Raw genomic sequence first — 19,813 nt, forward strand, 5'->3', positions numbered from 1 at the left:
GATCCGTCTTTCGCAGCGGCGCCCACCCGGGCGCCGCGCTGTTTTGTCCGCGAGGCCGCCAAACTCCTTAAAATAGGCGGTCTCCAGCAGGAAAAAAATCAAAGGAACCACACATGGGCTTTCTCGCCGGCAAACGCATCCTGGTCACCGGGGTGCTTTCCAACCGCTCCATCGCCTACGGCATCGCGCGCGCCTGCCACCAGCAGGGCGCCGAACTGGCCTTCACCTACGTCGGTGACCGCTTCAAGGACCGCGTGGCCGAATTCGCCGCCGAATTCGGCAGCGACATCGTGCTGCCCTGCGACGTCGCCGAAGACAGCCAGATCGAAGCTACCTTCACCGACCTGGCCAAGCGCTGGGACGGCCTGGACGGCCTGGTTCACTCGATCGGCTTCGCGCCGCGCGAAGCCATCGCCGGCAACTTCCTGGACGGCCTGTCGCGCGAAGGCTTCCGCATCGCCCACGACATCTCCGCCTACAGCTTCGCCGCCATGGCCAAGGCCGCGCTGCCGCTGATGGAAGGCCGCAACGGCTCGGTCCTGACGCTGACCTACCTGGGCGCCGAACGCGTGGTGCCCAACTACAACACCATGGGCCTGGCCAAGGCCTCGCTCGAAGCCAGCGTGCGCTACCTGGCTACGGCGCTGGGCCCGCGCGGCATCCGCGCCAACGGCATTTCGGCCGGCCCGATCAAGACGCTGGCCGCCAGCGGCATCAAGGACTTCTCGGCCATCCTGAAGTTCGTCGAGGCCCAGGCGCCGCTGCGCCGCAACGTCACCATCGATGACGTCGGCAACGTCGCCGCGTTCATGCTGTCGGACCTGGCCGCCGGCGTCACCGGCGAAATCACCCACGTGGACGCCGGTTTCTCGACCATCGTCCCGGGCATGGAAGAGTAAGTCCTGCCTGGCCGGGCACCGCGCCCGGCCTGCTCCAGCCCGGCGGCGCCTGCCGCGGGGCTGCGAGCGCCGGCTCTCAGGCCGGCCGCACGATCAGCGTGGACACCTGCACGTCCACCGCCGTCATCAGCTTGTGGATCGGGCATTTCTCGGCCACGGCCAGCAATTCGTCGATCTGCGCGTCCGACAGTTCGCCATGCAGCGTCAGCTTGGCGGTCAGGCGATAGATGCCCTTGCGTTCCTCGCCGGCGTCGCGCACCACGTCCACCCCCACCGATTCCAGCGGCAGCCCCTTGCGCTGCGCGTAGACCATCAGCGTCATGGCCTTGCAGCCGCCCAGCGCCGTATCGAAGTAATCATGCGGATCCGGGCCGGCGCCTTGCGGCTGCGGCATGTCCAGCGGCAGGTCGTGGCCTTCGGCCGTGGCAGTGAATTGCAGGGTCTTGGGCGCGTTCTGGCGCACGTGGATAGTCATGGGCGGAATTCCTCGCGTTGCGGGCGGCGCGCATGGCCGCCCCAACCCCGGTTGTAGCATCCGGCGCCCGCGCCCCGGCCTGGCGCAACATCCATTTCTGACTGTAAGCTGAACTTCCGGGCAGGGCCGCGGTCGGATATTCCTGTCCGCAAGATCGATTGCATTCACCAGGAAATCCGCATGAGCGCCAGACAACTTCTCGACCAACTGCTGCAATCCGGCCAGGGCCTGCTGGCCGACGCCGGCTCCAAGGTGCAGACCGCCACCGGCGGCAAGGGCGGCTCGTTCCTGACCGGCCTGGGCGGCGGCGCCCTCGGCGCGGGCGCGCTCGGCCTGCTGCTGGGCAGCAAGAAGGCCCGCAAGATCGGCGGCAAGGTCGCCATGTACGGCGGCATGGCGGCGCTTGGCGCCCTGGCCTACCGCGCCTATGGCGACTGGCAGCGCAATCAGGCTGGCGCGCCAGCCGCCCCGCCGCAGACGCTGGACCGCCTGCCGGCCCCGGAAGCCGAACAACACAGCACCGCGGTGCTCACCGCCATGATCGGCGCGGCCAAGGCCGACGGCCACATCGGCCCGGAGGAACGCACCCTGCTCGAAACCGAGCTGGCCAAGCTGTCCAGCGACGCGCAGGACCGCCGCTGGCTGGAGACCGAGCTGTCGCGCCCGCTCGACCCCGCCCAGATCGCGCAATCGGCCCGGACGCCGGAGATGGCGGCCGAGATGTACCTGGCCAGCCTGCTGGTGGTGGACGAGGAAAGCTACATGGAGCGCGCCTACCTGGACGAGCTGGCGCGCCAGCTCAAGCTGCAGCCGGGGCTGAAGGAACAGCTGGAGCAACACGCCCGCGCCGCCGCCTGAGCGGCGCCGGCCGTCCACGCCCCCGCGCGCGGCGGATCCGCGACGAGGTCGAACGGGACGGCGCGCCGTCCCGTCATGCGCGTCAATCGGCGCGCAGCCCGATTGCGTCGGTCAGCGCCGTATAGCGGTCGATATCCGCATTGATCATGTCCTGGAAGGCGCGTGGCGAGCTCGTGGTCGGCGTGAAGCCCTGCTCGCGCAGCGCGGACTGCACATCCGGGCGCAGCATGATGCGGGCCAGCGTCGTATTCAGCTTGGCCACCACCGCCGGCGGCGTGGCCGCCGGCGCCAGCAGGCCGTGCCATTGGTCGAGCGCGTAGCCCGCCACGCCCTGCTCCGCCACCGTGGGCACCTCGGGCAGGAGCGGCGAGCGTTGCGGCGACGTGACGGCCAAGGCCCGCAAGCGGCCCGCCGCGATCAGCGGCGCGGCGCTGGACGCGGTGACGATGCCCATGCCGACCTGTCCCGACACCACGTCGGTCAGGGCCGGCCCGCAGCCCTTGTAGGGCACGTGCTGCAACGGCGCGCCGGTGGCGCGCGTCAGCATCTCGCCGGCCAGGTGCTGCGGCGTGCCGTTGCCGCACGAGGCGAACGGCAGCGGCCGCTCCGGCCGCGCGGCGTTGCGCGCGTCGTCCAGCGTGCGCAGCGGCGAGGCCGCCGGCACCACGAACACGGACGGCACGAAGGCCACATTGATCACCGCCGCGAAGTCGCGCTTGGGCGCGAAGCCCAGGTTGCGGTAGACGCCGGGGTTGATGGCGAACGAGCTGTTGACCATCAGCAGCGTGTAGCCGTCCGGCGCCGACTCTGCCACGGCGCGGGCGCCGATGTTGCCGCTGGCGCCGGGACGGTTCTCGACCACCACCGACTGGCCGAACTGTTCCTGCAGGCTCGCGCCCAGGCGCCGCGCCAGCAGGTCGGTGCCGCCGCCCGGCGGAAAGGTCACCACGATGGTGATGGGGTGCGAGGGATAGGTGGCGTCCCCGGGGGTGTCGCCGGAGGGCGGATTGCCGCAGGCGCCGAGCGCCAGGGTCAGCAACAGCAGGGGGGATCGAAGCGCGCGTTTCATGATGCTTGCCTGTCGTGATGCGCCGGCCTCAGGCGTCCAGCCCGATGTCCAGCACTTTGGCGCTGTGGGTCAGCCAACCCACGGCGATCTGGTCGACGCCGGTGGCCGCCACCGCCGCCGCGGTCTCGGGCGTGATGCGGCCGGAGGCCTCGGTGATGGCGCGGCCGCGCGCCATGGCGACGGCCTGGCGCAATTGGTCCAGGCTCATGTTGTCCAGCAGCACCACGTCCACGCCCAGCGCCAGGGCCGTTTCCAGCTGTTCCAGCGTGTCCACTTCCAGCTCGATCTTGACCATGTGGCCGACGCCGGCGCGGGCGCGCGCCACCGCGGCCTCGATGCCGCCGGCCAGCGCGATGTGGTTGTCCTTGATGAGCACGGCGTCGTCGAGCCCGTAGCGGTGATTGCTGCCGCCACCCACGCGCACGGCGTATTTCTGCACCGCGCGCAAGCCCGGCATGGTCTTGCGGGTGCAGGTGACGCGGGCGCCGTGGCCGGCGATGGCGCGCGCGATCGACGCCGTGGCCGTGGCCACGCCGCTCAGGTGGCACAGGAAGTTCAGCGCGACCCGCTCGGCGGTCAGCATGGCGCGGGCGTTGCCGCGAATGCGCGCGATCTCCGTGCCCGGCGCCAGGTCGGCGCCGTCTCGGTGGGCGACGTCGAATTCGATGGCGGGATCGAGCGCGCGGAAGGCCAGCCGCGCCAGGTCCAATCCGGCCAGCACGCCTTCCTGGCGCGCCACCAGGCGCGTCTGCGCCACGGCGTCGGCCGGCACGATGGCGTCGGTGGTCAGGTCTCCGGCCCGTCCCAGGTCCTCGAGCAGGGCCGCGCGCACCAGCGGCTCCAGCATGACATCCGGCAGGGAGGGAATGGCCAAACGGGCGGCGGGCGCTTCAGCATTAATGCTCATTTTGAGTATTTTGTAGTTAAAAAAAGGCGCGCAAAGAATGCGCATGCACTTATGCTAAAGATGAGTATATGGCGTTGTCAAGCGTCACATGGCGCGCGACAGCGGCAGCTTGCTGCCGGCGATGGCGCGTTCGAGCAGCACGTCGCGGCGGAAGCGGAACAATTTGGCGGGGCGTCCCGCCGTGCCGGTGGCCATTTCGCCGGTTTCCTCCACCAGGGCCTGCTGCTCGATCAGGCGGCGGAAATTCTGCTTGTGCAGGCCGCGTCCGGCCAGGGCCTCGACCGCCAACTGCAATTGCAGCAGCGTGAACTGCGCCGGCATCAGTTCGAACACCACCGGCCGGTACTTGATCTTGGCGCGCAGCCGCGCGATGCCGGTGGCCAGGATGCGGCGGTGGTCATGGCGCATCGGTTCGCCCGGCAGCGGCGCCGCGGCCGTGTCGGGATGGCGGCGCGCCGCTTCGGGCACCAGGCCGGCCTCGAACAGCAATTCGTAGCGCTGCAGCACCATGTCCTCGTTCCAGGCGGCGCCGTCCAGGCCGAAGGTGATGGCGGCGCGCTGGCGGCGGCGCTGGCGCGCGGCGTCGTTGTCCGTGTCGTCGCACCAGGCCTGCAGGCGCGGCACGATCACCTCGTCCACCAGCGCCGGCGTGCCCGCGCGGCGGTCTTCCCACGGAAAGTAGCGGTACCAGTCCTGCCAGCCGACTTGCGCCACGCCGGTCTCGCCGGCCTCGCGCGTCAGGCCCAGGTAGCTGACCGACATGACGCGCGCGCCCGACTCGTCGGAACGGTCGCCGTCGGCGAAGGTGTAGAGCTGCTCGACGTAGCCGAGCGGATGATGCGTCTGCGTCTCGACCCAGGCCCGCAGGCCCGCCTGCAGCGAACGGTGCGACAGTTCGAACGGCCCCGCCGGCAGGGCCCGCGCGTCATCGGTGGTCAGCACGCGCGGCTCGCCGTTGGTGACGGCGACCAGGACGGCGACGAGTTCGGCGTGGACGGAGCGTTCGACGGATTCGGTCAAGGTGGCGGATGAAAATGAGAGAAACCGGGCGCGGTGACGCGACGCCGCGAGGCGCTCGGCATTATAAGGTCCGGGCCCTGCAACAGCCCCTTGCAAACGTGACAGCGCAACCCGCCGCAAGGGCCGTGCGCGGCCCTAAGATGAAGACGAATCCCCGGCGCGCCGCCATCCTGGGACGCCCGCAACCGGAGCCATCATCATGCTGAAAACCGTCATTGATTCCTCCGCCGCCGACAACAAACCGGACACGGCCGCGGAGCCCAAGCCGCCCGTCGATCCCCGCAAGGGCACGGGCATCCTGCCGATGCCGGACCAGAGCGCCGTGGTCGCCGGCATGCCGCGCCGCGGCCGCGCCATCGAGGCGCCCGGCGACCCCGGCATCATCACGCCCGAGGACGACGTGCTGGACACGTCATACGAAAACCGCAAGAACTGAACCACGCGCACCGCGTCGCGGCGCGCGGCAATCAGGCGACCTTGGCCACCGCGTCCTGGCGCGTGTCGACCACCGTCAGGATGGCCAGGAAGCCGCTGATGTCGAACACCTCGCGCACGTGCGGCTGCATCGCGCACAGCGCCAGGGCGCCCGAGCCCTGCTTCAGGCGCTTGGCCAGCACCAGCACCACGCGCAGGCCGGCGCTGGAGATGTAGTTCAGGTTCGACATGTCGAGCACGAAACGGCGTTCGCCTTTCTCGACGTGCGACAGCAGGTCGGCTTCGATGCCGGCGGCGTTGCCGCTGTTGATCTGGCCTTCGGGCGAGACAACCAGCACTTCCCCGACCTTCTCGATTGCGAGATTCATAGTGGTTCCCGGTAAATGACCGACGCCCCGGATCCCGGCGCTTGCGGGCGGCGGCGCGATGCCGAGATGATACGCGAGGCGCCCGCGCAGCCAAACGCAAACGTCGAACGACAGCCGCAAGAGGCGGGCCCGTTACGCCAGCGGGCCGCAATCGGGCATACTTCCACCTGCACGTGTACCACTGAACGCAAGGCGACCATGCCCCCTCAGCCCGATACGCTTGACCTCGTTCCCGACGCCCGCGCCGTCGCCTCCGCCATTGAATGGCTCGAGGCCATCGCCGAGCGCGACGCCTGGTCTCCCAAGCTGAGTTTCGGTCTGTCCTTGAGTCTGGACGAAGCGCTGACGAACATCGTTTCGTACGCCTTCGACGATCCCTTGCTCGCCCCCGATCCCGCCCACGTCAGCCTGGCCTGCCGCCAGGATGACGAATGGATCTCGCTGGAGATAATCGACAATGGCCGTCCGTACGATCCCACCAAGACCCCGCCGCCCCCATTGGCCGCGACGCTCGATGACGCCGAAATCGGCGGCCACGGCGTGCGGCTGATGCAGCACTATCTGCACGACCTGCGCTACACCCGCAACGGCAACGAGAACCGCCTGACGCTCGTGATGCGCGCCGCGTGACCCTCACTGGCGCGTCCGATCAAGGCGCGCTATCGACAACTAGCAGTGCATAGACAGAAAGTACCGAACAAAACCCGGTCATCTGTCACTCATGCATAGCCCGTGCGCCGGTCGCGCGCGGACCTCGCCCAGATGCCGCCCGTGAACGCTCCCTATCGTCCAGAAGGATTGCTTGCCCGCCCCTTGTACGCTCGCATCGACGCGAGCGCCGTGGCCCACAATCTCGCGCGTCTGCGCGCCGCCCTGCCCCGCACCCACACGTCGGGCGCCGCCGCGCCGCGCCTGTGGGCCACCGTCAAGGCCGACGCCTACGGCCACGGCCTGGCGCGCGTGCTGCCCGCGTTGCGCGGCGCCGACGGACTGGCGGTGCTGCACCTGGACGAGGCGCGCGCCTGCCGCCGGCTGGGCTGGGACGGCCCGGTGCTGGTCTACGGCGGCCTCTATTCACAGGCCGACACGCTGCTGCTGGACACGCCGGGCCTGCACCTGGTCATCACGCATACCGCGCAACTGGACTGGCTGGCACAGTCCCCTGCGGCCGAGCGGCCGTCGGTCTGGCTGCGCTTTGCCGGCGACATCCATCACACCGGCTTCAACGCCGACGACTACCGCGCCGCGTTCGCGCATGCCGGCAGCCTGGCCGCGCGCGGCCTGGTCGGCGAGGTCGGCCACCTGAACCACTACGCCCGCGCCGACGAAACCGATGGCGTGGACGATGCCGACGCGCGCTTTCGCGAAGTCATCCGCGACTTGCCCGGGCCGGTCTCCACCAGCAATTCCGCCGCCATGCTCGGCCACGCGGCGCGCGCCGCCGCCACGCAATGGGTACGGCCGGGCCTGGCGCTGTACGGCGCCAGCCCGTTCGCGCACCGCAGCGCCGCGCAACTGGACCTGCGGCCGGCGATGTCGCTGCACTCGCAGGTGGTGGGCATCCAGCGCGTGCCGGCCGGCGCTGGCGTCGGCTACAGCGGCGCGTTCCTCGCGCCCACGGCGATGGACGTGGGCATCGTCACCTGCGGCTATGCCGACGGCTACCCGCGCCACGCGCCGACCGGCACGCCGGTGGTGGTGGCCGGCATCCGCACGCGGCTGCTGGGCCGCGTTTCCATGGACATGATGGCGGTGGACCTGGGCCCCGTGCCGCACGCCGCGATCGGCTCGCCCGTGACCCTGTGGGGCGCGGATGGCCTGCCGGTGGAGGAAGTCGCTGCGGCGGCGGGCACCATCGCCGCCCAGTTATTGACGGGCTTGAGCGCGCGCGTGCCGGTGGCGCTGGCCGGCGCCGGCGCGGCGCGCTGAATGGCGCGGCCCGCGCGCCACGCTGACGATCCGGCGCGAACCGCGGCCCCACCGCCGCGCTCAGGCGGCCTCTTCGCGCGGCCGGGCCGGCGCGAACAACAGGAACAGCAAGGTCGCGACCAGGTAGATCACGCCGGTCGCGGCCAGGCCCGCGCCCATGCCGGCGGCGCCGAACATGGCGCCGACCACCAGCGGCCCGGCCATCTGGCCGAGCTTGTCGGCAGCCCGCATGACGCTGGTGGCGCCCGCGGCGCCGTAGCGCTGCACGTCCGGCAGCGCCAGCATGTAGGGCGACTGCGACGCGCCGGCGAAGCAGCTGGCCAATGCCAGCAACAGCACCGCCGCCGCCGCGGCCAGCAGGCCGCTGTTGAAGTACAGCCCGAGCATGCCGAGGCTGCCGACCAGGCCGCCCAGCACGATCCAGCTTTTCTTGATGCGGCTGCGGTCCACCACCCGGCCCATCAGCGGCCCGACGTAGATGACGCACAGGCCGTAGATCATCAGCACCCGGCCGATGCTGGACGCGGCCACGCCCTCGGCCTCCAGGTACAGCGGCAGCGCGAACGACAGCAGGCCGACCTGCGCGATCGAGAACGGGATCACGCTGCCCACCAGCAGCAGGCCGAAGTCTCGGGTGAACAGCAGCTTCAGGGTATCGGACAGATGCGCGCGGGCGCGCCCGGCGGCCTGCGCGGCCAGCTGGCGGCCGCGGTCCATGTAGGGGCGCATCAGGATCAGCACGCCGGCCAGCGGCATCACCAGCATCACGGCGCCAACCGCGAACACCGCGCGAAAACCCACCTGCTCCATCAGCATCGCGCCCACCGCGGCGCCAGACAGGTGGCCGGCGAACAGGCCGGCGATCACGCCGGTCATGTTGCGGCCGCGATATTGCGCCGGGCTGCGCGTGACGATGAAGCCCTGCAGGCCCATCCAGGTCAGGCCGTAGCCCAGGCCCACCAGGCCGCGCGCGGCGCTGAACATCAGCAGGTTGGTGGCGGCCGCGCACGCCAGCATGCAGGCGGCGGACACGCCCAGCCCGGCCAGCACCGGCACCTGCCAACCCTTGCGGTCGGTCAGGCGGCCGGCCAGCAGCGAGGTCAGCAGGCCGCAGCCCATTTCCACGGAGATCGGCAACGCCAGCAGCAGATTGGCCGGCAGCTCGAGCCCGCCCGCGGACAGGCTGCGCGCATACAGCGGCAGGAAGCCCAGCGGCAAGGCCCACGCGAACAGGAAGCCGAACATCACCGGCCGCGCGATGCGGCCCACCTCGGAAGCGTCGTCCGGGCCGACGCGGCTGCCATCGGGCAGCGTGGCGCGCGCGGCGAAGGCGCGGTTCATCAGCAGCGCCAGCAGCAACAGCATCTCGATCGCGGCCACCAGCGCCACCGCCACCACGGTGACGGCATCGAGCGCGCGGCTGCGCACGCCCGCCGCGATGACGTCGCTCGACAGGCGCAGCACCAGGTCGCCGTGGGCCTTGGGATCGGCCAGCGCCGCGCCCAGCGGCAGCACCAGCGTCAGGTCATCGGCCTGCGGCCGGGTCGCCGGCAACGCCGACACGTCGAGCGCGCCGCGCGCGTCGGCGCCATACAGCACGCGGCCGTCGCGATCGGCCAGTTCGATCTGCGCGACCGCCGGGAACGTGCCGGCCAGGCGCGCGAACGGCGCCTCCACGCCGCGCAGCCGGTCCACCTCGAGGCCGTAGCCGAGCACCCGGTTCAGGTCGCGCTGCAGGCCTTCGGCCAGCAGCCCGACGTTGTTGCGCGTGACTTCCACCCAGCCGCTGCGAAACGTGGAAATGGTGTAGGCGGCGTACACGCCCTGCGCCAGCACCAGCGCCAGCAGCGGCACCACGAAGCGCGCTCGGCCGCCCGCGGCCAGCGAGGTCAGCGGCACGATGTACTTGAAGACCGCGGCCAGGCCCAGCCCGACCAGCACCGTGACGGCCAGCAGCACCTGCAGGTTGTCGATGATGAGCCGGCGGCTGGCCTCGCCGTCCTTGGCGGCCGACAGCACCACGGCGCCGACGCTCTTGCCGCCGGCGGCGGCCAGCGGCACGGCCACCGTCACGCGGTCGTCGTGCACCGCGACCAGCGCGCCGGAGCCGCGGCGCGCCAGGCCCGCGGCCAACGGCCCGCCCGCGTCGAGCGTGCGCGCCAGTTCCGTGGCGTCCTCGGGCAGCTCGCCCTCGGTGGCCACGGCCTGCCCGTCGGCCATCAGCACCGCCGCGCCCTGCACGCCGCGCGAGCGCGCGACGCCGTCATGCAAGGTGTCGCGCAGGCCGAAATACTGTTCCAGCGGCTTGCCCAGGCGCAGGCCGTTCTCGATATTGCCGGCGACGCGACGCGCCACCACTTCGACGCGGTCGGCGGTGGTGTCCACCACCAGCCGGTTCAACGCCGACAGGCTGAGCGCGCCGATCAGCGCCTGCGCCAGCAGCAACACGGCCAGACAGGCCAGAGTGACTTCCAGTACCGGGCGACGACGCAACCCATCGAGCACTACTTGTATTGGTTCGCTACGCATGGGGCCACGCCGTCGCAAAGTATTTACACACGGGCACTAATGGTATTTACAATTAATGCAAATTGCATCCTATTTCACGCCTTCACCTCATCCGCCGCCTATCGCCCCCATGTCGTTGCGCTCGCTCCGTAGCAAGATTTTTCTACTGGTCGTAGCGCTGCTCCTGGCGGTCGCGGCATTCGTGATGCTGACCTCGCAGCGCAACGTCACCCGCACGGTGATGAACAGCGAGCGCCACGCCGTCAGCAACGTCATGGAACTGGTGCTGCGCGACGCCGAGGCCCGCTGGGGCGCGCTGCTGGCCGACAAGATCTCCACGGTGCGCAGCGGCCGGCGCCAGCTGATGCAGAGCGGCACCGTGGTGGCCGCGGCGCTCGGCGCCTATGCCGACCTGGCCGAGCGCGGCATCATGACGCCCGGCGCCGCCAAGGGCATGGCGCGCGCCTGGATCAACCACCTCAAGCTCGACGACCGCCGCTACGCCTTCGTCTACGACGCCGACTTCCAGGTGCTGGCCAGCGGCAATCCCGACATGATCGACCGCGACCTGTCGTCGCTGTCCGACTTCAAGAACCGGCCGCTGGCGCAGGCGCTGCTGGAAGAGAGCCGCACGTCCGGCTACGGTTTCGCGATCTACCGCTGGCCGCCGTCGGCGCAGCGCGGCGACGGCGAGACGCGCTACGCCTATTTCGGCTATTTCCGCCCGTGGAACTGGGTGTTCGCCATTTCCGACAGCGCCCAGGACGTGATCGAGCAGATCGAGACGCGCCGCGCGCAGCTGGAGAATTCGGTGCGCGACACGCTGTCGAAACTGACCCTGGCGCAGTCCGGCTTCATCTTCATCGCCGCCGACGACGGCCGCATGATCGTGCCGCCGCCCGAGGCGCGCGCCGGCCTGCTGGACGCCAAGGACGGCGGCGGCGAGACGCTGCGCGCGCTGCTGGCGCGCCAGGATGGCGGCGGCAAGCTGCAGAGCCTGCGCTTCGAGGGCGGCGACGGCCCCTGGCAGATCGAAAGCGCGCGCTTCGCGCCGCTGGGCTGGACCGTGGTGGCGGTGGTGCCCGAAAGCGACCTGACCGCGCCGGCGCGCGAGCTGCTCAACCGCCAGGCGCTGATCTTCGTCGGCATGATGCTGGTGGCGCTGGTGTGCGCCTGGCTGGTGGCCGCGCGCATCGTGCGGCCGCTGGAAACGCTGACCCACTACGCCCGCCTGCTGCCCGAACAGGACCTGACCGCGGAATCGGCCGTGCCCGCCCACATCGCCGCCCTGCCCGACAGGCACAAGGACGAAGTGGGCCGGCTGGCGGCGTCGTTCCTGTTCATGGACCGCAAGCTGCGCGAGAACGTCGCCCGCCTGATGCGCGAGACCACCGCGCGCGAACGCTTCGAGAGCGAGCTGAACATCGCCCGCGCGATCCAGCTCGGCCTGCTGCCGGTGCCGCTGTCGCCCATCACCCGAGAGCAGATCGACCTGAACGCGGTGATGCTGCCGGCCAAGGAAGTGGGCGGCGACCTCTACGACTATTTCACGCTGCCCGACGGCCGGCTGTGCCTGGCCATCGGCGACGTGTCGGACAAGGGCGTGCCGGCGGCGCTGTTCATGGCGGTCACGCGCACCCTGATCCGCGCCACCGCCGAGGACGAGACCGACCCGGCGTTGATCATGCAGAAGATCAACAACCGCCTGTCCGAGAACAACCCGAACATGATGTTCGTCACGCTGCTGATCGGCGTGCTGGACATGACCACGGGTGAACTGAAGTGGGCCAACGCCGGCCACCTGCCGCCCGCGGTGGTGGGCGCCGACGGCGTGGTGCGGCTGCTGGAAGGCCGCAGCGGCCCGGCCTGCGGCGTGCAGGAAGACCTGACCTACCGCTGCCTGTCGACGGTGCTGGCGCCCGGCGAAATGCTGGTGGGCTATACCGACGGCATCACCGAGGCCGTCAATCCGCAGAATGCGCAGTATGGCGATCCGCGCCTGCTGGCCGTGCTGTCCAACCCTCCCGTGCCGGCGGCCAACCTGGCCAAGCGTCTGCTGGAAGACGTGCAGGCCTTTGCCGACGGCGCGGAACAATCCGATGACATCACATTGATCGTGATCCGCCGCCCATGAAGACCTCGTTGCCCACCCTATTGCTGAGCCTGGCCCTGCTGGCGCCCGCCGCATGCCTGGCCCAGGCGGCGTCGCCCGCGGCCGGCGCCCCCGCCACGGCGACGGCCGCCGCCGCGCCCCAGGTCTTTCCCACCAAGCCGGTGCCGCGCCCCGACGGCAAGAAATGGCGCATCGGTTATTTCGAGAGCGGCGACTACAGCGAATACCCGCGCACGCTGCGCGTCACCGTGGACGGCCTGCAGAAGCTGGGCTGGATCACCGTGCCGGCCATTCCCGACGGCCTGAACGGCAGGCAGATGTGGGAATACCTGGCCGACAACGCGCGCAGCGACACGCTCGAATTCGTGCGCGACGCCTGGTGGCAGCCGGGCAACTTCGACGCCGCGCAGCGGCCGGCGGTGCGCGCCGCGATCAAGCAGCGGCTGGAGGAAAAGAAGGACATCGACCTGATCATCGCCATGGGCACCTGGGCCGGCCAGGACATGGCGGGCATGGGCGCGCCCGTCCCGACCATCGTCGCCTCGACCAGCGACGCCGTCGGCGCCCGCATCACCCGCTCGGCGCAGGACAGCGGCCTGGACAACCTGCACGCGCGCGTGCAGCCCGAACGCTATCAGCGGCAGGTCCGCCTGTTCCACGAAATCGTGCCGTTCAAGCGGCTCGGCCTGGTCTACGAAGACAGCCCCGAAGGCCGCACCTACAGCGCGGTCGACGCGGTCGAGCAGGTGGCGCGCGAGCAGGGCTTCGAGGTGCTGACCTGCAACGCGCCGTCCAACGGCATCGCGCCCGAGGCCGCCACCCGCAACGCGCTCGAATGCTATGCCAAGCTGGCGCCGAAGATCGACGCGGCCTACGTCACGGTGCACCGCGGCGTGACGCCGGTGTCGATCGACACGGTGGCCGAGATCCTGCGGCAGGCGCGCGTGCCCAGCTTCTCGATGCTGGGCTCGGAAGAGGTCAAGCACGGACTGCTGCTGAGCCTGGCCCAGGCCGACTATTCGTACGTCGGCCTGTTCTACGCCGAGACCATGGCGCGCATCTTCAACGGCGCCAAGGCGCGCGAGCTGAGCCAGGTCTGGATCGACCCGGCCAAGATCGCGCTGAACCTGCAGACCGCCCGCGTCATCGGCTTCGATCCGCCCGTGGATATCCTGCTGGCGGCCGACGAAGTCTACGAGGCCCGGTAACCCCCTGTTTCCTTGGCGCGGCCCGAAATTGCGCAATGGCATAAAATCGGCTCACGTGTCATGGCGATGGAACTAAAGCGCCAACCGGGTTACTCAATCACAGGGGCTGTTGAATCTCCTATGGGCCCGATCTCGGACACGCCGGATTTATTGGCTGCATGACAATTTCATCGGTTACCCCTTCATCGCCGTTCGTCTCTCTCGAAGCCTTCGCCAAGGCGGCGGAGAGCGGGCAGGACGTCTATGTCGACGTCGCGGGCGAAAAACTGCAGGTCCTGGGCATGGGCACCACGCCCGGCGGCCGCAGCGTGGCATGGGTGGCGCCCAATGTCGACACGACCGCAATGTTCGCGCAGGCGCTGGCCCGCAGTTATGGCCAGGGCATCGCCAGCGCCGTGTCGCGCGAACTCGGCCTGGAACCCAACCCCGGCAAGCCGCTGTCCGCGCGCACCGTCGCGCAGGCGCTCGACATGGCGCAGACCTCGCGCGACGCGCTTTCCGGCGTCGACTTCCTGACGCGCCTGGCGCTGTCCGCCACCACCGGCGCGCCCGCCTTCCAGCAAGCCTGTAGCGATGCCGGCGTGGCGCCCGCCAGCCTCGATGCCGCCCGCCGCGGCGCGCTGGACCAGGCCATGCAGGCCCGCTTCGACCAGGCCGCCCAGTCCGGCCAGAGCCCGGTCTCCCTGGGCACCGCCGCCGCCTGGCTGCGCGACCTGCTCAAGGCCGGCTAAGCCCGGCGCCCAGGCCGCCGCCGACGGATTCCGGTCCGCGGAATCACGCCTCCCACGGTTTACTTGTTTTTACATTTCTGACGCTGAAAACGTGATTTTTGCCTCAATATTTCGATTTTCGAAATATTGTGACACGTGTAAGCTGCGATAATTCGCGGCATGCCGGTAGTAACTTGTAGCTTCATACACGTTTCTTTTCGCCTCCCATGACCAACCCCAGCGATTGCACAGCCGCTTCCCCGGAAGCGGATTTGCCGCCCATTCGCGCTGACGAAGGGCAGGGTTGGGACACGGGCGAGGAATACCTGCTGCGCGACCTGGTGCGGGAGCACTCCACCCGGCTGCAACGCTTCATCATCAAGCACATCGGCAACACCACCGAGGCCGAAGACCTGGCCCAACAGGCCTTTGTCGAAGCGGCCCGCTCGTACCGCAGCTTTCGCGGCGAATCGCAACTGTCCTCCTGGCTCTACGGCATCGCGCTCAACCTGGTGCGCAATTACCTGTCGCGCGCGCCGGAACGGCGCCACGATTTCGTCAGCGACAGCGTGCTGGCCGAACACGCCAGCGGCGACCTGTCCCCCGATCGAGCGCTCGAGCAGCGCCAGACCCTGACGCTGCTGCAGGAATCGCTGGACGAGCTGCCCGAGAACATGCGCGACATCCTGCTCATGGTCGGCATCGACGAAATCTCGTACGAAGACGCCGCCGCCCTGCTGACGGTACCGGTCGGCACCGTGCGCAGCCGCCTGTCGCGGGCGCGCGCGGCGCTGCGCGACAAGCTGGCCCAGAAGGGCCTGCGGCTCGACGACTGAGCCGCCCGCCACTACGGCGCCCTGCCCGTTCCCGGCGCCGCCACCGGCTCGACCTGGATCACCGGCCCCTGCTGCGCGTTCGACTTGCCTTCCAGCACCGGCGTGGCCGTCGGCGTGCCATCCAGCCATTCCGAGGGACGCACCGGGCCGCTGCTGCGGCGCAGCTCGACGTTCGGCCCGAACACGATGCGGGTGCGCTGGCTCTGCGCCAGGTCGAGGTATTGGCCCGCCGTCATGCGGTCGCCGCCCCAGGTGGCGTTGAGCATCGGGCCAGTGCCGGCCGCGCCGGGCGTGGCCACCACTTCGCCGTTGATCGCGACCACCTTGGGCCGGATCAGGAACAGGCGCTCGCGCCGCTGCACGGTCTTGGACTTGTTGGAGAACAGCAGCCCCAGGCCCGGGATGTCGCCCAGGATCGGCACCTTGTCGACCTGTTCGGAATTCTGGCTGCTGTTGTAGCCGCCGATCAGCAGCGTCTGGTCGTTGCCGACGATGGCCAGCGTGCTGATGTTGCTCTTACGCACCGTGGGCAGGTTGTCGATCTGGCGCTCTTCCTGGATGCGGCCGTCCTCGATGTCCACCGTCAGTTCGACGCGCGCGCCGTTCTTCGATTCGATATGGCGCGGCGTCACGCGCAGCGAGGTGCCGACGGTCACCGGCGTCACGGTGGCCACGCGCTCGCCGCGCGTCTGGATGTAGAACGTGTCGGACAGGTCGATCATGGCGCCCAGGTTGTCGGCCGTCAGGATCGACGGCTGCGACAGGATGTTGGCCTGGCCCTTGGTCTGCAACGCGCGCAGGCGCGCCGCCAGCGTGTTGCCGATGCTCACGCCGATGGTGCCGGGCGACAGCGCGGCGCCGCTTTCCAGCGGCAGGCCGCCGCTGGGGCTCAGGCCCAGGTTGCCGTAGCCGAAGGTGGTGGAGCCGGCGCGCGCGCCCCAGGTCACGCCCAGTTCGCTGACCAGGTCGGAGTTGACGTCCACGATCATCGCCTCGATCTCGACCAGCGTGCTGGGCAGGTCGAGCTGCTCGATCAGGCTGCGGTAAATGGGGATGCGGTCCGGGATGTCCTGCACGATGATGGCATTCAGGCGCGCATCGGCCTGCACCGTGGGTTCGCGCAGCCGCAGGCCGGACTTGCCGGCAACGGGCGCCGGCGCCTGGCCGCCGCCCTGCCCCGCGGCCGCGCCGGCCTCGCCGCCGCCTTGCGGAAAGGCCGGCGGATTGTCACGCAGCGGCGCCGCGATGGCCGCCAGCGTTTCATTGTTGGCCCCGCCGCCGCCGCCCGTGATCAGGTTGCGCAGCACCGTGGACAGGCCCGGCGTCACCACCTTCTGGTCGCGGTAGCTGATGGTGCGGTCGTTGACCGAGGCGTGCTTGAGCCGGAACACCGCCACCTGCTGGCCGCCGGCGCCCATCGGCAAGGCCGCCACGGTGCGCTCCACCAGGTCGACGTAGCCGGGCGGGCCCGACACCAGCGCGATGCCCTGGTCGGGCAGCTCGCCCCAACCGAAGCGCGGGTCCAGCACGCCCAGCTGCTGCAGCGCCTGGCGCAGCGCGCTGATCGAGCTGCCCATGGCGCTGACCGAGCGCGTCTTCATGTCGTTGGTGCGGCTCACGAACAGCGTGCCGGCGTACACGAACCAGTTGAAGCCGTAAACGCCGCCCAGCCGGTCCATGAACTCAGTCGGCGTATTGGCATTGAACTTGCCGTTGACCGTGCCCGAGACGTTGGGCCCGAGCTGCAATGACAGGCTGAAGCCGCCGGCGAATTCGCGCAGCAGCGTCTGCAGGTTCTCGTCGCGGGCATAGTAGCTGTAGGGCACGTTCGGCCAGTTCGGCGCGGCTTGCGCGCCGGCCGCCAGGCCCAGCGACAACGCGGTCGCCAGAATCATCCGCTTCAACACTCTCTCTCCTCGGGCGACATGCCCGTCACGCGTATTCATGCCAGCCGCCGCACGGCGCCGGCCCAAAAAGACAACGCATTGGCGAACGCGCCCATGGCTTCGTCCAGCGCCAGTTCGCCGCTGCCAGGCTGCAGCGATTGCTGCAGCCACAGCGCGCGGTCCTGCGGATCGACCACGCAGGTGGCCGCGTGCCGCGCCAGCATGCCCGCGGCCAGTTTGCCGATTTCCGTCACCAGCCGGTCGCGGTCGGCGTCGTTGGCCGGCAGCGCGCACAGGCGCGCGCTCATCGCCAGCCAGCCGTCGCGCGCCGGTTGCAGATGCACGCGGTAGGTCTGGTCGACCACCACGGTCAGGCGGCCATCCGCGCGGGTCGATGGCGGCAGGCCGTGCCGCGCCGCGTAGGCGGAAATCAGGGGATGCTGGGGTGCGTTCATGTCGGATCGTCCGGAGTGCCGGCCAGCTTCCTGACGAGCCGCAGGACTTCGGCGACAGGCTCGATCAGTTCGCTGGGAATGTATTGGTCGGGCTGCGCGGACGCCATCAGCGCGCGCGCCAGGGGAATGTTCTGCATCACCGGCACGCCGGCCTCGCGCGCCGCCGCCATCATCTGCTCGGCCAGCGCGCCCTCGCCCTTGGCCAGCACCACCGGCAGCGGGGTCTCGTCGGGCTCGTAGTAGATCGCCACCGCCAGGTGGGTCGGGTTGGTCACCAGCACCGACGCCTTGCGCGTGCTGGCGACGGCGCCGTGCATCACCATTTCCTGGTGCAGGTGCTTGCGCTTGTGCTTGATGTGGGGGTCGCCCTCCATCTCCTTGAATTCCTGCTTGATGTCTTCCTTGCTCATCATCAGCCCCTTGCGGTACTGCATGCGCTGCCAGACGAAATCGGCCAGGGAAATCACCACGTAGGCCACCGCGATATTCACGATCAGCGTGCGCATCATGCCGCCCACGCCCGCCTCCAGGCCGGCCAGGCCGCTGTGCGGCACCGCCATCAGCTCGGGCAGCGCGTCGCGCACCACCAGTGTCACCAGCACCGACAGGAAGGCGATCTTGATGACGGACTTGAGCAGCTCGACCAGGTTCTTCTTCGAGAAGATGTTCTTCAGGTTGCTCATGACGTTGAGCTTCTTGGCCGAGGGCTTGAGCTTCTCGAACGCCAGCACCACGCCCACCTGCAGGAATTCGGCGAACATGCCCACGATCAGCACGATCAGCACGAACGGCAGCACCAGGTAGACGGCTTCGCGCAGCGCCGCATCCAGCGCCACCGGCAGCGCCTGCTCGAACGGCTGCCCCACCAGCGTCGACGGGATCAGCACCAGCCGCCCCAGCGACTCGATGATGCCGTGGGCGTTGCCCAGCATGTAGCCGAACAGCGCCAGCACCAGCAGCGTCTGCGTGAAGTCCTTGCTGTGCGCGACGTCGCCCTTCTGGCGCGCGTCGCGCAGCTTCTTGTGGGTTGGCTGTTCGGTCTTTTCGCCGCTCATGGCGCCCGCCACTGGTTGTCGAGGAAGGGCAAGGCCGAGCTGATCTGTCCCGTGGCCTCGGCCGCGTACTCGAACAGCGTGTTCATGTAGAGCACCATCACCAGCAGCGCCAGCGCGCTCTTGATCGGCATCGCCAGGAAGAACACCTGCAACTGCGGCGCGAAACGGCTCACCAGCGCCAGTCCGACCTCGGCCAGGAACATCGAGATGATGGCGGGCGCGGCGAACAGCAGCGTCAGCCGCAGGAAGCGGCCCAGCTGGTCCAGCATCAGCGGCACGCTTTCATGGCGCAGCGTCGGCGTCCAATCCCAAAGATCCCACAGCCTGAAGCTGTCGTACAGCATGGTCAGCATCAGCATGAAGCCGCCGCCCACCAGGAAGAACACCATGAAGGCCTGGTTGAACAGGATGCCCAGCGGCGACGAGTCGTTGCCGGTGGCCGGATTGATGGTCGCGCCCAGGCTGGCGCCGCGCTGGTTGTCGACCACGAAGCCCACGGCCTCGAAGATCCAGAACGGGATCGCCACCAGGAAGCCCATCACCAGGCCGATGAAGACTTCCTTGGCCACCAGCAGCACCAGTTCGATCGCGCCCAGGTCGGTCACGGCATAGCGCGGCGCCAGCGCCGGCACCAGCACCAGGCCGATGGCGGCGCAGATGGCGTAGCGCAGCATGCCGGGCAGCAGCTGGCGGTTGAACAGGGGCAGCATCGCGCACAGCGCCAGGATCCGCGGCTGCGTCAGCGCCAGCGTGCCCAGGAAAACTTTCGCTTCGACGTAGGTGATGCCCGAGATCATGGTGGCCGGCCGCTCCTAGTGGATCTTGTAGAAGAGGTCGAACACGGAGATCGTGAAGTTGTACAGCTCGGCGCTGAGCCAGCGCGCCGTTAGCAGGATCGTGGCGAACACCGCGATCAGCTTGACGGCGAACGACAGCGTCTGCTCCTGGATCTGCGTCAGCGCCTGGAACAATGAAAACAGCGTGCCCACGATCGCGGCGACGGCGATCGGCGGCAGCGACAGCCACAGCACCAGGTAGAGCGCCTGGGTCATGTAAGAGACGAGGTCGACGGTTCCCATGGC

20 protein-coding genes are annotated in these 19,813 nt (G+C 69.4%); 9 read left to right on the plus strand and 11 right to left on the minus strand.

Annotated elements, in window-relative coordinates:
• Window positions 1–113 precede the first annotated feature (113 nt).
• Window positions 114–899, plus strand: a complete 786-nt coding sequence (fabI, locus tag AC1HFW_RS17035; RefSeq protein WP_006392868.1) for an enoyl-ACP reductase FabI — start codon at window positions 114–116, stop codon at window positions 897–899.
• A gap of 76 nt (window positions 900–975) precedes the next feature.
• On the opposite strand, the gene AC1HFW_RS17040 is transcribed toward fabI, so the two are convergent.
• Window positions 976–1,374, minus strand: a complete 399-nt coding sequence (locus tag AC1HFW_RS17040; RefSeq protein WP_006392867.1) for an OsmC family protein — start codon at window positions 1,372–1,374, stop codon at window positions 976–978.
• 180 nt (window positions 1,375–1,554) lie between these two features.
• On the opposite strand from AC1HFW_RS17040, the gene AC1HFW_RS17045 reads away from it, so the two are divergent.
• Entirely contained in the window at window positions 1,555–2,232 is a 678-nt protein-coding gene (locus AC1HFW_RS17045; RefSeq protein WP_006392866.1) for a tellurite resistance TerB family protein, read from the plus strand.
• A gap of 82 nt (window positions 2,233–2,314) precedes the next feature.
• Here the strand turns inward: AC1HFW_RS17045 and AC1HFW_RS17050 are convergent, their stop codons facing one another.
• The 3 genes from AC1HFW_RS17050 to AC1HFW_RS17060 form a co-directional block, all read right to left on the minus strand.
• Window positions 2,315–3,301, minus strand: a complete 987-nt coding sequence (locus AC1HFW_RS17050; protein ID WP_479284544.1) for a tripartite tricarboxylate transporter substrate binding protein — start codon at window positions 3,299–3,301, stop codon at window positions 2,315–2,317.
• A 28-nt stretch (window positions 3,302–3,329) separates the two neighbouring features.
• Complete coding sequence (gene nadC, locus AC1HFW_RS17055) at window positions 3,330–4,208, minus strand: carboxylating nicotinate-nucleotide diphosphorylase (RefSeq protein ID WP_061072461.1); 879 nt, start codon at window positions 4,206–4,208, stop codon at window positions 3,330–3,332.
• 84 nt (window positions 4,209–4,292) lie between these two features.
• Complete coding sequence (locus AC1HFW_RS17060) at window positions 4,293–5,228, minus strand: NUDIX hydrolase (RefSeq protein ID WP_479284547.1); 936 nt, start codon at window positions 5,226–5,228, stop codon at window positions 4,293–4,295.
• Window positions 5,229–5,427: 199 nt separating this feature from the next.
• Here AC1HFW_RS17060 and AC1HFW_RS17065 point away from each other — a divergent pair, with 199 nt between their 5' ends.
• Complete coding sequence (locus AC1HFW_RS17065; protein WP_006392862.1) at window positions 5,428–5,664, plus strand: hypothetical protein; 237 nt, start codon at window positions 5,428–5,430, stop codon at window positions 5,662–5,664.
• Window positions 5,665–5,695: 31 nt separating this feature from the next.
• Here AC1HFW_RS17065 and AC1HFW_RS17070 read toward each other — a convergent pair whose 3' ends face one another.
• The gene (locus tag AC1HFW_RS17070) at window positions 5,696–6,031 is read right to left on the minus strand and encodes an STAS domain-containing protein (protein WP_006392861.1); all 336 of its coding nucleotides are present in this window, start codon (window positions 6,029–6,031) and stop codon (window positions 5,696–5,698) included.
• 198 nt (window positions 6,032–6,229) lie between these two features.
• Here AC1HFW_RS17070 and AC1HFW_RS17075 point away from each other — a divergent pair, with 198 nt between their 5' ends.
• The gene (locus tag AC1HFW_RS17075) at window positions 6,230–6,661 is read left to right on the plus strand and encodes an ATP-binding protein (protein WP_061072464.1); all 432 of its coding nucleotides are present in this window, start codon (window positions 6,230–6,232) and stop codon (window positions 6,659–6,661) included.
• Between the two features lie 132 nt (window positions 6,662–6,793).
• Window positions 6,794–7,960 carry an alanine racemase gene (alr, locus tag AC1HFW_RS17080; protein WP_479284550.1) on the plus strand — a complete coding sequence of 389 codons (1,167 nt, stop codon included), beginning with the start codon at window positions 6,794–6,796 and terminating at the stop codon, window positions 7,958–7,960.
• Between the two features lie 60 nt (window positions 7,961–8,020).
• Here alr and AC1HFW_RS17085 read toward each other — a convergent pair whose 3' ends face one another.
• Complete coding sequence (locus AC1HFW_RS17085) at window positions 8,021–10,489, minus strand: MFS transporter (RefSeq protein WP_479284551.1); 2,469 nt, start codon at window positions 10,487–10,489, stop codon at window positions 8,021–8,023.
• 184 nt (window positions 10,490–10,673) lie between these two features.
• Between AC1HFW_RS17085 and AC1HFW_RS17090 the strand changes: the two genes are divergently transcribed.
• From AC1HFW_RS17090 to AC1HFW_RS17105, 4 genes are all read left to right on the plus strand, one after another.
• Complete coding sequence (locus AC1HFW_RS17090; RefSeq protein WP_479284552.1) at window positions 10,674–12,602, plus strand: SpoIIE family protein phosphatase; 1,929 nt, start codon at window positions 10,674–10,676, stop codon at window positions 12,600–12,602.
• Window positions 12,599–13,789 (plus strand): ABC transporter substrate-binding protein, encoded by a 1,191-nt coding sequence (locus AC1HFW_RS17095; protein ID WP_006392856.1) that lies wholly within the window; start codon window positions 12,599–12,601, stop codon window positions 13,787–13,789. The genes AC1HFW_RS17090 and AC1HFW_RS17095 overlap by 4 nt, the downstream gene beginning before the upstream one ends.
• Window positions 13,790–13,947: 158 nt before the next feature.
• Window positions 13,948–14,520, plus strand: a complete 573-nt coding sequence (locus tag AC1HFW_RS17100; protein ID WP_479284554.1) for a BspR family type III secretion system anti-sigma factor — start codon at window positions 13,948–13,950, stop codon at window positions 14,518–14,520.
• A 251-nt stretch (window positions 14,521–14,771) separates the two neighbouring features.
• Window positions 14,772–15,335, plus strand: a complete 564-nt coding sequence (locus AC1HFW_RS17105) for an RNA polymerase sigma factor (RefSeq protein WP_006392854.1) — start codon at window positions 14,772–14,774, stop codon at window positions 15,333–15,335.
• Between the two features lie 11 nt (window positions 15,336–15,346).
• On the opposite strand, the gene sctC is transcribed toward AC1HFW_RS17105, so the two are convergent.
• The 5 genes from sctC to sctS are packed head-to-tail and all read right to left on the minus strand — an operon-like array spanning window position 15,347 to window position 19,810.
• Window positions 15,347–17,230 (minus strand): type III secretion system outer membrane ring subunit SctC, encoded by a 1,884-nt coding sequence (gene sctC, locus AC1HFW_RS17110; RefSeq protein ID WP_061072469.1) that lies wholly within the window; start codon window positions 17,228–17,230, stop codon window positions 15,347–15,349.
• Window positions 17,231–17,277: 47 nt separating this feature from the next.
• The gene (locus tag AC1HFW_RS17115; protein ID WP_061072470.1) at window positions 17,278–17,676 is read right to left on the minus strand and encodes a CesT family type III secretion system chaperone; all 399 of its coding nucleotides are present in this window, start codon (window positions 17,674–17,676) and stop codon (window positions 17,278–17,280) included.
• Entirely contained in the window at window positions 17,673–18,731 is a 1,059-nt protein-coding gene (gene sctU / locus AC1HFW_RS17120; protein WP_035361226.1) for a type III secretion system export apparatus subunit SctU, read from the minus strand. Before sctU ends, AC1HFW_RS17115 begins: the two co-directional genes overlap by 4 nt.
• Complete coding sequence (gene sctT, locus AC1HFW_RS17125) at window positions 18,728–19,528, minus strand: type III secretion system export apparatus subunit SctT (RefSeq protein ID WP_479284556.1); 801 nt, start codon at window positions 19,526–19,528, stop codon at window positions 18,728–18,730. The genes sctU and sctT overlap by 4 nt, the downstream gene beginning before the upstream one ends.
• Window positions 19,529–19,543: 15 nt before the next feature.
• Window positions 19,544–19,810: a type III secretion system export apparatus subunit SctS gene (gene sctS, locus AC1HFW_RS17130; RefSeq protein ID WP_006392849.1), complete on the minus strand. Its 267-nt coding sequence runs from the start codon at window positions 19,808–19,810 to the stop codon at window positions 19,544–19,546.
• Window positions 19,811–19,813: the final 3 nt, after the last annotated feature.

The organism is Achromobacter sp. ISS7, from assembly GCF_056523125.1.